Here is a 15,247-nt window from a genome sequence, read left to right as displayed (position 1 = left end):
AAACATATGCTCCTAACGCTTCGCTTTTACTCGCAAAAGCCGTTCTTCGTTACGGCTAGTGCAAACATATGCTCCTAACGCTTCGCTTTTACTCGCAAAAGCCGTTCTTCGTTACGGCTTTCGCTCACTGAAGTTAGTGTGTGAATTATTGTTGTGTCTTCATTTATATAAATTCAAGTAATGAAGTTCAAAATGGATTTCAACACGTACTTTAATGCGCAATAAAAAGTAACTTCCACTTACATTGCAGGGATTGGAGCGGCAGGCGGCGACTCTTGGAGGATCAGGTCGACAGGTGAGACCACTAAAGGAACGCAGTGACTAGGGGGCTCACCGCGACCCCTCCAGAACGCGTCCGCCTAGAGCGCAAATCCCCTCCCGTAACCCCTTTCCTTTTATTTCCATGCATAAAAAAAAGAAGCCGTCACAAGGACGACTCCTTCCCTACCTTACTCTTCTCAAGCATCTTATACTTCACTAACATCCCGACCCGCCACGGCAAGATCATCGAAAACGCGAGGATGAAAAACATGCCGCCCAGCTCACCGACATCGATCGTGTTACTGAGCGCAATCTTACCGACCATGCGAATCACCAGTAACCCAAGGAGGATCAGTAGAAATGCCTTCGACTTCTTCAAATAAATCCCGTCATCTTTGATCTCAAACTTCGTGGTATAAATCAAAAACGCGGAAAATATCAAGCCGACCAAACTGGCTTCTACCACTTGCGTCCATGGCACTTGAAACTCGTCGAACAAGAACATCAACATCCCAGACGACATAAACAATGGCGGTAAGATAATCTTCTTCGCCTGAATCGGTCTATTCGACGCCTTCGCCCGCATCGTGTAGACAAATGTCGTCATTACGACGAAAACTACCGTCGAAGCGATGATCAAGTAAATGGATGGAATCGTTGTGAAGACGTAATCTATCAGTTCCTGTATCTTATGCATCTATGTTCCCCCACTGCACGAGCTCATCGAGGCGTTTTTTCAGATCATTCATTGGAACGATTCGTGCGAAACGCGTCAACTCTTTCTGTTCATTAAATAATAAGACGACTGGTGCAGTAAAGAGTGACAACTGTCCAGCTATTTCTGGAACTTCCGCTGCGTTCACACGGTAGAAGTCGAATGGATAATCGCTTTCGAGTGCCGCCACCTGCGGATACAATCCTTCGCAGACGGAGCAATGATTCGTTTTCACGAACAACAAGAACTGCGGTGTCTCATTCAATAGATGCTGCCACTCGTCAAAAGAAGTAATTTCTTTCATCCTACACCTCTTTTCTGCTTACCCACTTACATTAAAAGCCTTGAAAGTCGCCAAAGATTGGGCTAAGCCAACTTGTGAAATAGACCATTCCGTTAAAGAACAGTATGATACCGAATGCAATCATCAAGTAGCCGCCGACTTTCGTAATCGTCATACTGTGCTTGCGAATCCAACCAATTCGAGTGATGAAGAAGGACAAGAAGAAGAAGGGAATCGCGAAACCCAGTACATAAAGCATCATATACAACATGCTAGATGCCGGATTCGTCGCAGCCAGATAAATGATGGCACCGATGATCGGTCCCATACATGGCTGCCAACCAGCGGAAAAAGCTAGGCCGATCAGCGCTGTACCGAAGTAACCCGCGGGACGATTTTTAAATTGTAGCTTCTTCTCTTTCATTAAAAATTCTGGTTTAAATAATCCAACCGTCATCAGTCCGAAAATAATGATGAAAATCGCACCTAGCTGACGAATCAAATCTTGATATTGCAAGAAAATCGATCCAATAAAGGACGTACTGAATCCTAGAATAATAAATACGATCGAGAATCCGAGTAAGAAGAACAGCGTATGCAACATGCCAGCACGGTTCATTCCTTTTTTCTTATCTCCGAGTTCATCCAGTGACATGCCGGTAATATACGATATAAAGGCCGGGTATAGTGGTAATACGCATGGAGAAATAAAACTCAGGAAACCTGCTCCAAACGCAAAGAAAATATTAACATCCGTCCCCAACAAAATTCCTCCTTTAACAGTAGGACAAGTAGAATGCCGGCAAGCGCCAACATTCCCACTCTATCGTACCAAACAAGAGGCTAGATTACGCTGCATTTGATTGTGAAATCTTTTTGACAATCACGCAAACTTACTCTTGCGTCCCGTTTTGCAATTCATACATCGTGTAGTACAAGCCCTTTTGCGCAAGCAACTCTGCGTGTGTCCCACGTTCGACGATTTCGCCGTGGTGGAGTACGAGAATTAACTCGGCATCAGCGATCGTACTTAGACGGTGAGCAATCGCAATCGTTGTACGGCCTTCGCGCATCTTCTCTAAGCTCTTCTGGATCGCCACTTCCGTTTCCGTGTCAATATTTGCTGTTGCTTCGTCGAGCACGAGCACTTTCGGATTCATCGCAATGGTCCGTGCGAAAGCGATCAACTGACGCTGTCCACTGGATAACGTCGAACCGCGTTCTGTCACTTTCTGTTCGTAGCCGTTTGGCAACTCTTCTATAAATTGATCGGCTTGAACGAACTCTGCAGCTTCCCGCACATCTTCATCCGTTAACTCTTCATTATGGAGACGGATGTTGCTTGCGATATCACCGTAAAACATGAACGGATCTTGCAAGACGAGTCCTACTTTTTTCCGCAATTCTTCTATTGGATACTCTTTCAGCGATACCCCATCAATGAAAATGTCGCCGCGCTCGTATTCATAAAAACGCATGAATAGATTAATAATCGAACTCTTTCCACTTCCTGTATGACCGACCAATGCGACCGTTTCACCTGCATTCGCGGTAAAGGAAATATTTTTGAGTACATCTTGTTTGCCGTCATAACTGAATGTCACATTACGGAATTCGATCGTACCTTCTGTAATGTGCTGAGTAGAAACTGCTGTTTGCTTTGGTTCCATTTCCGGATGATCGATTAGCTCGAATACTCGCGACGCCGATACGATCGCTTGCTGGAACATCGACAAACGTTGCATCACTTGGTTGATCGGTTGGAATAGACGTCTTAGCAACGTAGTGAACGCATAAATAATCCCGACATCCACGACCGACGTAAACGATGCTGTTCCAAAATAGCTAAGTACTGCCACGATGGATCCGGCATACAGCAAGTCGATAAATGGTCCAAGCATCAAGCTATCAAAACGGATATTTCGCAGTCCGACGCGGTAATGTCCTTCATTGACTTCGATGAACTCGTCAGACAAGCGTTTCTCTTGGCGGAACGCTTGAATCATATCCATACCAGATAATGACTCGGAGATTTTCGCGTTCAGCTGACTGAGCCGTTCTCGGATATCTTGATAGAAGTCTGCACTGTAATAGCGATAGACCGATACGAGAATCAGGAATAGCGGCAATAGGATCAATGTATAAAGCGCAAGTTTCCCGTCAAGCGTGAAGAGCGCAATATAGACGCCGACAATCCCGAAGATCGCCTGCATGAACGTAACCGCCACACTGACGAACATTTCTTTGATGGATTCCGTATCATTCGTTACACGTGAAACGATTCCGCCAGCAGGTGTCTGATCGAAATACCGTAGACCAAGCTTCTGGACTTTCGAGAATGCATCAATCCGAATTTGCTGGATGATCGCAAGTGCAAATTCCTGGAACTTCAATGTTTGGAAATACGACCCGACGATGTTGACGAGTTGTAATCCGATGTAAATCAATGCAATCGTCCATACTTCTTTCGCTGGGAAGTTGAGGGGTACGACATAGTCATCGAGGAATCGCTGGATCACTAATGGCCCAAGAATCGTCGATGTCACCGTCAACAGCAATAATACAATCGCAATCAGTGCACTTTTTTTCATTGGCAAGACGTATTTCGCTAGCCGCATGAACGTTTTGAACTGATCTCTGGCGGACATCTTCTGTTTGTTAGTCATCTGCGCCGCCTCCTTGCTCTACGATCGACTCTAGCTGTTGCAAATCGTACATTTCTTTATACATTCCGTTTTGCGCAATTAAGCTATCGTGATCGCCAATTTCAACGACTTCGCCTTCATCGAGAACGATAATTTGATGTGCGTGCTGAATGGCACTTAAGCGGTGCGACGTAATAATAGTCGTCTTACCCATTCTTTCTTCTTTCAATGAACGAAGAATCGCTTCTTCTGTCCGGGCGTCTACTGCGGACAATGAATCATCCAGCAACAATAGCTCCGGATCCATAAGCAACGCACGTGCAATGGACACACGCTGACGCTGTCCACCGGATAACGATACGCCACGTTCTCCAACCAGCGTTTCATACCCTTTTTCAAACGTCAGAATATCTTCGTGAATATGCGCGGATTTCGCAGCCGCCACAATTTTCGCGGGATCAATTTTCGGGTTCGTAAAGGCAATATTTTCACCGAGTGTCGTCGAGAACAAGAAATGGTCTTGCGGCACATAACCGATTGCCTGGCGCAAACATTCCTTCTTATAGCGCGTAATCGGAATACCGCCATACGTAATCGTTCCCGTATACCCTTCGAATTCCCGCATTAATAATTTAAGAATTGCTGTTTTCCCTGCGCCCGTCTTGCCGATCACGCCAAGTGTTTCACCTTGCTTGATCGTAAAGTGTAAATTACGCAGTGATGCTCGTTTATCGTCTGGGAACTTGAACGTATCGATAGCAAAGACGATATCTCCGTGCGGTAATTGACTCACCGCATTCGGACGATCTTGAATTCCAGGCTCAACCGAAAGTACATCCTGGATTCGGCTGTAGGACGCATTTCCCCGTTCGACAATGTTGAATAGGAAGCCAATTGCTAGCATCGGCCATGTTAACAGTCCTAAATAGGAAGTGAATGCCACTAAATCTCCAATTGACAATTCCCCTGATAAAATAAAGCGTGTACCGAAATAAAAGGATAGAATATAGGAGATCGCAAAAACTCCCGCAATCGTCGGATCAAACAACGCATCTACTTTCGCCACACGCATATTCTCCTGGACGACTTGTTCCGAACGTTTCGTGAATGACTCGACATCTTCTTTTTGCTGACCAAACGTCTTCAGCACTTTAATTCCTGAAATACTCTCTTGTGCTTTGTCGTTTAAATCGGAGAAGGCTTCCTGCGCCACACGGAATCGATTACGTAATAATCGTCCGTAATAACTCGTCAGGAGAATCATCACCGGAATCGGCACAAGGGCGATCAACGTTAATTTCCAACTAATCGAAAACGCCATCATCAAGATGACGAAACCACCTGTCGAAATCGAATCGAAGAGTGTCAGAATTCCTGATCCCGCTGTTTGTTGCACTGCATTGATGTCATTCGTTGCATGTGCCATTAAATCTCCGACACGTCGTCGCTGATAAAATGAAGGCGACATGCGCGTGAAGTGCGTAAACAGACGCTCTCTCATGACGCGTGCGAGGTATACCGATGAGCCGAAAATCATTACGCGCCAAATATAGCGCAAGACATACATCAAGACGCCCGTCACCGCCAGAATAATCATCCAGCGCGTCAGCATCTCCGCGGTCAATTCATCTTTCGCCACCGCATCGACAATATAGCCGATAATTTTCGGCGGTGCCAGTTGCAGTAACGCGACAATCATCAAGGCCGCGATCCCTATGCTGTACTGTTTTTTTCTCTCAGAAAAAAACCAGCGTAAATCCAGTAATACTTTCACTGGCTTTCCTCCTTTGTTCTGCACCACTTTTCTTGCAGTATTTTTTATAGTGCTGGCTATTTGATTTTAGCAAAACTTCTAGGTTATCGAAAGTTACGGAACTGGGATGTTTCAGTATTTGAAATACATCCTCTCTATACTAGCGGGATCGTCCGACTGGATTCGACTTGTTTTCATTTATAATGTCCACCGATTAATTGATTCCTTCTATACGCCGTACCACCTGGCGTAACGGAAACTGCGCGAAGAATAGCAGCCGATCCATACTTCATGCGAATTTCATCCATCACGTGACCGATTTTTTGTTGCTTCCAATTCATGGGTTCAAATAAACTGAGCTGGAAGCTACTATCTTCTTCGAGATTCGACAAGTTGACAGAAATATGGCGTAACGGACGTCCGTCATGAAACGTTTCAAACAACTCTAAACAGACACGATAAATCGCCATCGTTTCATTCGTCGCTTCGGGCAACGTTTTTTGACGATTGAACCCGCCACCGAGTACGTGCTTTGAATAACCGAACGACAATGTGATCGTGCGCCCTTTCTTTTTTGCAAGTCGTGCGCGCATTGCGGTATCTTCACACATTTCAAGCATGACGGCCAATACTTCGTCAGTCTTCGTATAATCGCGCAACAACGTCTGGCCTTTGCCATAACTCACTTGCCCTTCAATCAACACGGAGCCAAGGTCGGAATAATCGATGCCATGCGCATGATAATAGAGTTGATTGCCCATCACACCGAACTTTTTCTCCAAACTCTCAAGCGGTGTGTGCGCGAGATCACCAACTGAATAAATGCCCATGTCTTCAAGCGTCCGCTCCACTCGCTTACCAATTCCCCACATTTTACGAAGCGGGGCAACAGGCCATAATTTCTCTGGCACATCTTCATACGTCCAGTGCGCAATCCCTGTTTTTTTCGCTTCGAGATCTAGCGCGAGCTTCGACAACAACATATTCGGCCCGACTCCGCATGCTGAACGCAACTCGAATTGCCGGTACAACTCATCCTGAATGCGGAAAATCAACGTCTCAAGAGGACCCCATAGTTTTTCGGTGCCCGTAAAGTCGACAAAACTTTCATCGATACTGTAGACATGGATCGCTTCTTTTGGTACATAGCGGTTCAATAATTTCGTCAATTCCATCGACACATCGATATAAAATTGCATTTTCGGTTCAATTAAACGAATGCTTGGATCATCCGGCACCTCATACAGACGCATGCCTGTCGTAACTCCAAAGCGTTTTTTCAGTGGCGGCGAGGCAGCCAGTACGACACCGCCTTTTCTCTCAATATTGCCGACAATCGCAATCGGCACTTCCATTACGTTGAGTCCTTCCATGGCTGCAGCACAGCTCGCGTAGAAGCTGCGCATATCAAGACACGCAATTTTTCTATTCGGTAATGGTTTCATATGGCATTCACCTCTCAAAAGAACAAGTGTTCCTATGAGTAGTATACCCGCATTTATCGTGCTCAAGCAATGGAAATTCGCGGGTACCATGGATAGTTGTGGTGAATGTATTGACTAGACGAAAATATCCCGAAAATCAGAGTGTGACCTCTCACTTTCGGGATATACTTTCCAACTATACCTTTATAATATAGTAATTATTTACAGGGAAATATCTTCAGGTGGTTGACCTGATTTATTCATCAAACGTATCGCTTCAGGTTCAATTTTCAAAATAACCAAATTCGGATCTTCAGGACCATCAAACCACGACTTCATATGATCATTCCAAATTTTCTCTTTCAAGCTTTCATCATCAGAAATCGTTACACGGCCGGAATACTCAACGTATGCGTCACCGAATCCTTCCCCGTCATACCCAAGAAGAATATGCGTGTACGGATTGTCTTCAAGTTCATCTACCTTTTCCGTTTTTTTATTAGTAGGTGTATACAAAGTCAACCCATCACTCATGAATGTCATATACCGGCTATACGGTTTGTTGTTGTCCACCGTTGCCATTGTTCCTATCATACTTTCATCCAAAATTTTCTGTACTGTGTCTTTTGCAGTCATGTACTTCCGCTCCTTTCGCGATTACTCCTAGTCTTCCCACCGCCACTATTTCTAAACCTAAAACGATTCGAGCAAGCCACTCACTTCAGCCAATATTGACTGCCGTTGCGGGTCTGACCGAAATAACCGTATTCAATTAAATAATTTCGAAGTGTAATGAAATCTTCATGAACTTCCGAAAGCAGATCATTCATCTCATGCTTACTGTACGATATATCTCCGTCAAAGCGCTTACTAATTTCCTGGACAATAATTCGCCGCTGTTTTTCCGTCGCCGGCATCTCTTTTAACTGGCCGTCGGTTCCGTCAGGGAAAAATGTTTGCAGTATTGCTTGCTGTTCTTCTTCCGCCACTGAATACTCATCGTGGAATAATTGAGATGCTTTATGCGGCGGGATAAACGCCTGCGCGTACGACTCACGTTCTTTCAATAACTCCATCATCGCAAGAAACACTTTCGCCTGACGTTCTTTTTCTTTTAATGCAAAGCGATGATGCCGGACGGTCGTTGCACTGCCAATCTCCAGTTCTTCCTGTACATCCTTATCACTTTTCCCTTGATAGAATAAACGCAATAGATCACCTTGATGATCCGTAATCCCTGACCATTTCTTATCGAGTTCAAGCAAATACGCAAACACCGACTGATGCGAATGTTCAATATGCACATGCATAAATCGCTCCGCTTCATACAGCGCATTTTCGTACGGATAAATCACACCTTTTTCAATTTGTTTACCGCATAGTAAACAATTATACGATGTAGAATTTTCTATATACCCTTGCTTTAATTCCGTTAATGAAGCATCCCAGAATGTTTTTGTAAACTCCATATATCCCACACTCCTGTTACCTATTTAAGTACGACAAACAAAATGACCTTTTGTTTGTCGGCTATCTTCTATGATACCTTACGCATTCTCTGACTTCAATAGCGTGGCAAACAATGTCCTACTTTGTTTGTCCGTTCATTTCCGATACGTTTCATACAGTCGCCAAACAAAATCACACATGATACACTCATTTCATACTTATACAAACGGGGTGACATGATGTGTTTACTGGCATTTCAATTGCAAAGCCATCCGAAGTATCAACTTGTCATGATGGCGAACCGAGATGAAGCATACGAACGTCCGACAGCACCGGCAAACTTTTGGAGCGATCATCCAACTATTTTAGCAGGGCGCGATCTCGAACAAATGGGCACGTGGCTCGGCATCAATAGACAAGGGAAAGTCGCTGCACTAACCAATTATCGTGACTTCACGCTACCGCAAACTGGCAAGCTCTCACGCGGTCATATTGTATCTTCCTATCTACAATCCAATCTGTCTGCACAAGATTTCATAGAGCAACTGCATACAAATCGAGAAGATTATGCAGGCTGTAATGTACTGGCTGGATCCGCGAAGGAAATGTTGTATTACTCGAACGTCGAGCAATCCATCCAACAGCTACCGAACGGCACACATGGACTTAGTAATGCCTTGCTGAATACGCCGTGGCCGAAAGTGGATAAAACAAAAGCGTTGCTGGCAGATTACTTGCAACAAACAGAGACGATAGATCCGGATAGATTATTTGGCATGATGCAACGAGCGGAACCATTTCCGGTTGAACGACTGCCTGATACCGGCGTAGGTGAAGATCTCGAGCGCTTACTGTCTTCGATATTTATCGCATCAAAAGATTACGGCACACGTTGTACAACCGTACTGACCATAGACAGAGAAGATCGTGTAGAATTCGAAGAGCGCACATACAAAAATGGTGTCTTTACCGCTACTCAAAAATTCTCTTTCCGCATCGAAAAACCGGCTCACTCCTAAAAAGAGTACAGCCGGTTTCATTCTGTTTTTCATGCATTATTTTCATATAACTATTACAACATGTCCATATATTTTTTGAATTCAGCCAAAGCTTTTTCGCGGTCTCCTGTACTGAATAAACGTCTTTGATCAGCACCGATAATACGATAATGTCCACCTGCGGTATGCTGCTGCAATTGATATTGCTGCCATTGCCCGATTTCCGTCCACCAATTAATTGACGCACTCGCTGCCGTTTCTCGCGAATGAATCTCTTCATGTACTGCTATTTCAGCTAACTCAATCGGGTCTTCTCCCATGACTGAGCGCAACAAAGCACTCTCGCGAAATAGCGCACAAACTACTACCGCTGTTGCCCAACCAATTTCTTGGCGGCCTTTCTCTAGCTGGACTAAAGTCTTCTTTGAAATGCCTATAATCTCCGCCATTTGATCTTGCGTATACTCCATTTCTGTTCGGATTAACTTCAAGCGGGGTGACACTAAGTCAATGACTGTCTGCTTATTCAACGTTTTATTCCACCTTTACAAGTAAAGTGTATATTTACACTTTAATTTACTTAAGTTATTAAATATGTACATTGATATATTTCGTGCATTTTATCTTCATTCGTGTAAAACAGCTTTTATCTCTATAAGTAGTGTATCACAACTAGTCTCACTAGATAAATCTTCATAGAAAAAACCTGCAGAACCGAAGTTCAACAGGTTGTGTATAGCATATTAAATCGTTCTGGTAGAATCCCAGTTTGTAATATCTTCTTCTAGTGGAATTTGTGCAGCTCGAGCTTTTACCGCAGCGTTGAAGAACAAAGCTACTAGGAAGATTGAGATGACCGTGGCTCCGATTATGGACACATTCATCGGTAAGCCGAATCCAATGGCTGCATTTAGTATATACGTCGTCGTAGCCATCAGCATGAATGTTCCGGGTATGAGTGCGACCCAGTAGTTCTTACCGGCAATGAAGAGATACATGGCGCCTACAAATAACGCAATGACCGCCGTGGACTGATTCGCCCAGGAGAAGTAACGCCATAGGATGTTGAAATCTACTTGAGTCAGTGCAATCGAAATAGCGAACATCGGAATCGCGATCCATAGACGGCTCATGATTTTTGCCTGCGGATACTTGATATAGTCCGCAACAATCATGCGCGCACTACGGAATGCGGTGTCGCCTGATGTGATCGGTAAGATGATGACACCGATCACCGCAAGTGTTCCACCAATAGCACCTAGCATCGTGACAGATACTTCACTAACAATAACTGCCGGTCCACCAGCCGCAAGCAATTCACTCAACGTCACACCGTTAAACAACGCCATACCAGCCGCTGCCCAAATCATCGCGATAATTGCTTCTGCGATCATCATGCCGTAGAAAATTTTGCGACCTTGGCTTTCATTCTTCGTTGTCCGAGAAATAATTGGTGACTGTGTCGCATGGAAACCAGATAACGCTCCACATGAAATCGTTAAGAATAATAACGGGAAGATCGGAATATTATCAGGATGTAAGTTCGCAAATGTCAATTCAGGAATCGGAACACCTTTGATCACCATCATGCCGCCGATCCCAACTGCACTGATGACAAGTAGCGCACCGAAGATAGGATAGAAACGACCGATAATCTTATCAATCGGTAATAGTGTTGCTAAAATATAATAAAGGAAAATAAGAGCAACGATGATTCCCATTGCCATCCAACCATTCATGAGGTTGTACAGCAGTCCTGCTGGTGCGGAGACGAATACCGTACCGACCAAGACGAGTAATAATAAAGCAAACGCATTGACGATATGTTTCATCGCTTTGCCGAGGAATTTTCCTGCCAATTCAGGCAAGTGTGCACCGCGGTTTCGGATCGAAATCATACCTGTCAGATAATCATGTACAGCGCCTGCGAAAATTGCACCGACGACAATCCAAACAAATGCGACTGGGCCATATAACGCACCCATAATCGGTCCGAAAATCGGGCCAACGCCTGCGATATTTAATAATTGAATCAATGAGTTCTTGTTTGTGCTCATCGGCACGTAATCGACTCCGTCTGCGCTCGTATACGCTGGCGTAGGACGTTCTTCTTTAACGCCAAACATTTTGACGATATACTTACCATACGTAAAGTAACCAACTATTAATAATACGATGGAAAATAAAAATGTAATCATTGCTTTTTTCCCTCCCTCATAGTGATAACGCTTACATCAACTATAATAGAAAGATGTCCGAACTATGACAAAATCTCGTAACATGTCAAAATCGCAAGGTAAGATGCACTCCGAGAGATTAACATGTTACGAGATTTTTTATCCTTCGAGGCGCTGCCGTAATTCTTTGACATAATTTCGGCTAACTGACAATTTCTCTGAACGTTGATCCACTTCTAACTGATACGCTCCATTGAACCAAGGCGTCAAACTACTGACGTGTACGAGGTTCACGAGAATACTTTTATGAATACGGAAGAACGACGAATACGTCAATTTGTTCTCGAGTTCTTTCAATGTCATGCGCGTTTCATACTCACGCGTAGTCGTCACGATCTTCGTCCAGTTTTCTTCTCGGTGGACATAGAGAATTTCGCCAATCGGGATATAGTGGATTTCGCCTTCTGTTTCGACGGGCAATCGATCGATTCGTTTCGGTGATGTGTCGAGTTGCGTCCGATGCAACAACTCTTTTACACGCGCAATCGTCTGCTGCAGCTGCTCTTCATCATACGGCTTCAGCAAATAATCCATCGCATGGACACGAAACGCTTCCGCTGCGAATTGCGGATAAGCCGTCGCGAAGACGATCAGCGGTACTTTTTTCAATGCGCTTAGCGTCTTCGCGACTTCCATTCCATCCACTTTCGGCATTTCGATATCAAGGAATACGACATCAGGCTGTAGCTGCATCGCCTTGATAATCGCGGACTCCCCTGAATCCGCTTCTCCGACAACCTTCACTCGTTCAAATCGTCCAAGCAAATACATCATTTCTTCGCGCGCGTACCTTTCATCATCTACGACTAATACGCGAATCGTTTCCGTCATATCCGTTCACCTCCGATTTCGGAATCTGGAATGAAATCTTCGTTCCTTCATTCGGTGTACTTTCTATTGTGAGTCCTGAATTTTTATCGAACGTCATCTGTAGGCGCCGGTTAACGTTATAGAGACCGAGCCCGGTACCTTTTTCAGATTGGATTTGTTCTTGCCCAAGTATAGCAAGCCGCTCTGGAACAATTCCCTCACCGTTATCTTGCACCATAATATGAATGGCATCGCTTGCTTCATGTATCGAAATGTGGATCATCGCATTTGCGTCCAAATCCTTAATCCCGTGTGTCATCGCATTTTCAACGATCGGTTGCAACGTCAATGGCGGAATCTTTACCTGCATGACGTTCGGATCCACATCGATACAAATCTTCAATTTATCAATGAAACGTGCTTCTTCTATCATTAAATACGCTTTGACGTGCGCAAGTTCTTGCTGTAGCGTCACCATCTTCACCGTCGTACCTTCAAGATTTTGACGCAAGAAGAATGACAGCGATGACAGCAGTTTACGCGCTTCATCCGGATTCGTTCGGATCAAGGAAAGGATAATATTCATCGAATTGAACAAGAAGTGCGGACTAATTTGCGCCTGCAGCGCCTGGATTTCTGCTTCTTTCGCTAGTTGGTAGGCATGATCCGCTTCGGCAATTTCAAGTTGATTGCTGAGTAATTCAGCGAGTCCAGCAATTAATTCAATCGTAACATCGGTAATCGCAGTACGGGAAGGATAAAACAACTTCAATGTTCCAATCGTTTCCCCGCGCGTTTTAAGTGGCGCAATGACGATGGCTCCTGATGCAGAAACACTCGGATGATCATGGGTGACAGAATCCGTGACAGTGAGCCGACCTTCCTGGATCACTTGACGCGTTATATCAGTCTGGATCGGGCCTTGCATCATCGTACCCTCGGATCCGACATACGCGAGAATATCTGTTTTATCCGTCATCGCGACAGCACCTGGCTTCAACTCATCTAAGAGAATACCGCACACTGCCTGAGCTGTTTCCTTTCGCATACCTGTCCGTAAATAGCCGAGCGTCTGATCCGCGATACGCAATGTTTTCTGCGCTTGCAACGCGGTCACTTTTTCCTGATCACTGATGACGTTATACGCAATGAGCATGAATAACGCGGCACCCATACCGTTTGCCAAAATCATCGGCACGCCAATCGTTTGAACCAATGCGAACGCTTTCTCAAACGGCTCTGCCAATACAACGATAAGCACCATTTGCAACGCTTCCGCAGCTGCACCAATCGTGAATGCCACAAGTGGACGAATAGGCTTGCCCTTTTTATAGAAGTAACCTGCCAGAACACCTGAAATTATAGTGGATATGCCGCACGAAAAAGCCGTGAATCCACCTAAAAACATCCGGTGTATCCCAGCGATAAGTCCGGCGCCAATCCCAAGTCGATATCCACCAAGCAATCCTGCGACGACTACCCCGATCACACGGGAATTCGCAATCGCCTCATCGGTAGTGAGTTGCCATGACATATTTTCAAAATGAAACGTCTGCATATCCAGCGCCACACCGAAATACGTTCCGAAAATCCCAAACAATCCAAAAAAGAGTATCGCCGTCAGCTCTTGCCGACGGTCCAATACATCTTGATGGATCATATGTTGAAAAAACCGAAAACGAGTCAGAAGGAAAGCGACCGCCACAATCATTCCGACCCGTTCGAACATAATGATCAGTAAATCGAGCATCGCCATCCTCCATCCATTCGATTAACAAAAATTACTTTTGAATCGCCTTGTTCACGACCGCTACGACTTCCATACGTGACATCTTCTCGCGTCCTTCTTTAAGTGCATCGAGCGTACTATGCGCGAGTGCCAACGGAATATTACAGAAGTTCAAAATGGTCTTCGTATGGATGTCTTCAATATACGCATCAGCGAGTGCCAAATTCTCTTCAGCATACGCAAACATTTCCGGCAACTTCCAGTCATTCGGGAAGAAGTTCACATCACGCACCGCGTCTTCCTTGTAGTTACGAAGAATATTAACAGACTGCAAGCCACGGCCAAAGCCAATGGCTAAGTCACGATCCGTCTCCGTGCCATCATACCAGCGCCAAATATCCGCAAGCATAACGCCAACGAGTCCCGCAACATAGTACGTATAATCATCAAGATCTTCACGCGTCTCAATCACCCAGTCCTTGCCTGCCCACTTCGCCATGCCACGGCCCATGATCGCAGTCGATTCGAGTACTTTAGAACGTGCCGTTTCTGGACAGAACTCTACCCAGTCAGCTAAACGCAACGTCACTTCAGGCAACTGATCGCGGTACGGTGCGAATAACTCGTCCAGTGCAGACGCCATCGATTCGCCAGTCGCAATCGTGCGGTCTAGTATATCGCTTACTTTGTTCAGTAAATCCATGACGATTTGTACGTCCAGTTGTTCATGGTCTTCAATTTCATCGATTGCGCGCATACACAAGTACGCAGACGCGACGGCTTCTCGAACGTTTGGTTCGAGTAGTTTGATTGGTATGTAGAATGTACGACTTGTCTCTTTTAGGACTTTCATTGCTTCTTTTTGTAGTTTTGCTTCAGTTTTCATGTAAGGTTCCCTCCATCAATCTTCGCACAGGTAGTTACTATATAGAATGTATTTATT

Annotated in this window: 14 protein-coding genes; 1 reads left to right on the top strand and 13 read right to left on the bottom strand. The window is 44.9% G+C overall.

Annotated elements, in window-relative coordinates:
- Positions 1-424 precede the first annotated feature (424 nt).
- The 8 genes from CSV63_RS03780 to CSV63_RS03745 all read right to left on the bottom strand — a co-directional run bounded on the left by CSV63_RS03780 (position 425) and on the right by CSV63_RS03745 (position 8,550).
- Positions 425-958: a CcdC family protein gene (locus tag CSV63_RS03780; protein ID WP_099694615.1), complete on the bottom strand. Its 534-nt coding sequence runs from the start codon at positions 956-958 to the stop codon at positions 425-427.
- Positions 951-1,280, bottom strand: coding sequence for a thioredoxin family protein (locus CSV63_RS03775; RefSeq protein WP_099694614.1), 330 nt, complete (start codon positions 1,278-1,280; stop codon positions 951-953). The genes CSV63_RS03780 and CSV63_RS03775 overlap by 8 nt, the downstream gene beginning before the upstream one ends.
- Positions 1,281-1,311: 31 nt before the next feature.
- Positions 1,312-2,022, bottom strand: a complete 711-nt coding sequence (locus tag CSV63_RS03770) for a cytochrome c biogenesis CcdA family protein (protein ID WP_099694613.1) — start codon at positions 2,020-2,022, stop codon at positions 1,312-1,314.
- Between the two features lie 130 nt (positions 2,023-2,152).
- Positions 2,153-3,925: an ABC transporter ATP-binding protein gene (locus CSV63_RS03765; protein WP_099694612.1), complete on the bottom strand. Its 1,773-nt coding sequence runs from the start codon at positions 3,923-3,925 to the stop codon at positions 2,153-2,155.
- Positions 3,918-5,678, bottom strand: a complete 1,761-nt coding sequence (locus CSV63_RS03760) for an ABC transporter ATP-binding protein (protein ID WP_099694611.1) — start codon at positions 5,676-5,678, stop codon at positions 3,918-3,920. Before CSV63_RS03760 ends, CSV63_RS03765 begins: the two co-directional genes overlap by 8 nt.
- A gap of 173 nt (positions 5,679-5,851) precedes the next feature.
- A complete protein-coding gene (locus CSV63_RS03755; protein WP_099694610.1) occupies positions 5,852-7,102 on the bottom strand; it encodes a Y-family DNA polymerase in 1,251 nt (416 codons plus the stop codon).
- 201 nt (positions 7,103-7,303) lie between these two features.
- Positions 7,304-7,717, bottom strand: a complete 414-nt coding sequence (locus CSV63_RS03750) for a pyridoxamine 5'-phosphate oxidase family protein (RefSeq protein ID WP_099694609.1) — start codon at positions 7,715-7,717, stop codon at positions 7,304-7,306.
- Between the two features lie 80 nt (positions 7,718-7,797).
- The gene (locus CSV63_RS03745; RefSeq protein ID WP_099694608.1) at positions 7,798-8,550 is read right to left on the bottom strand and encodes a DUF2087 domain-containing protein; all 753 of its coding nucleotides are present in this window, start codon (positions 8,548-8,550) and stop codon (positions 7,798-7,800) included.
- A 216-nt stretch (positions 8,551-8,766) separates the two neighbouring features.
- Between CSV63_RS03745 and CSV63_RS03740 the strand changes: the two genes are divergently transcribed.
- Positions 8,767-9,549 carry an NRDE family protein gene (locus CSV63_RS03740; protein ID WP_233191935.1) on the top strand — a complete coding sequence of 261 codons (783 nt, stop codon included), beginning with the start codon at positions 8,767-8,769 and terminating at the stop codon, positions 9,547-9,549.
- A 53-nt stretch (positions 9,550-9,602) separates the two neighbouring features.
- Here CSV63_RS03740 and CSV63_RS03735 read toward each other — a convergent pair whose 3' ends face one another.
- The 5 genes from CSV63_RS03735 to CSV63_RS03715 form a co-directional block, all read right to left on the bottom strand.
- Entirely contained in the window at positions 9,603-10,058 is a 456-nt protein-coding gene (locus CSV63_RS03735; protein ID WP_099694606.1) for a helix-turn-helix transcriptional regulator, read from the bottom strand.
- 213 nt (positions 10,059-10,271) lie between these two features.
- Complete coding sequence (locus tag CSV63_RS03730; protein ID WP_099694605.1) at positions 10,272-11,726, bottom strand: carbon starvation CstA family protein; 1,455 nt, start codon at positions 11,724-11,726, stop codon at positions 10,272-10,274.
- 138 nt (positions 11,727-11,864) lie between these two features.
- Positions 11,865-12,596 (bottom strand): LytR/AlgR family response regulator transcription factor, encoded by a 732-nt coding sequence (locus CSV63_RS03725; protein ID WP_099694604.1) that lies wholly within the window; start codon positions 12,594-12,596, stop codon positions 11,865-11,867.
- Complete coding sequence (locus CSV63_RS03720) at positions 12,562-14,325, bottom strand: sensor histidine kinase (protein WP_099694603.1); 1,764 nt, start codon at positions 14,323-14,325, stop codon at positions 12,562-12,564. The genes CSV63_RS03725 and CSV63_RS03720 overlap by 35 nt, the downstream gene beginning before the upstream one ends.
- Positions 14,326-14,356: 31 nt before the next feature.
- Positions 14,357-15,190 carry a squalene/phytoene synthase family protein gene (locus CSV63_RS03715; RefSeq protein WP_099694602.1) on the bottom strand — a complete coding sequence of 278 codons (834 nt, stop codon included), beginning with the start codon at positions 15,188-15,190 and terminating at the stop codon, positions 14,357-14,359.
- Positions 15,191-15,247 lie beyond the last annotated feature (57 nt).

Origin of the sequence: Sporosarcina sp. P34, from assembly GCF_002743375.1 — a bacterium.
Lineage (GTDB): Bacteria > Bacillota > Bacilli > Bacillales_A > Planococcaceae > Sporosarcina.
Note: the sequence above shows the minus strand (reverse complement) of the source record. Positions and strands in the feature narration are given on the sequence as shown.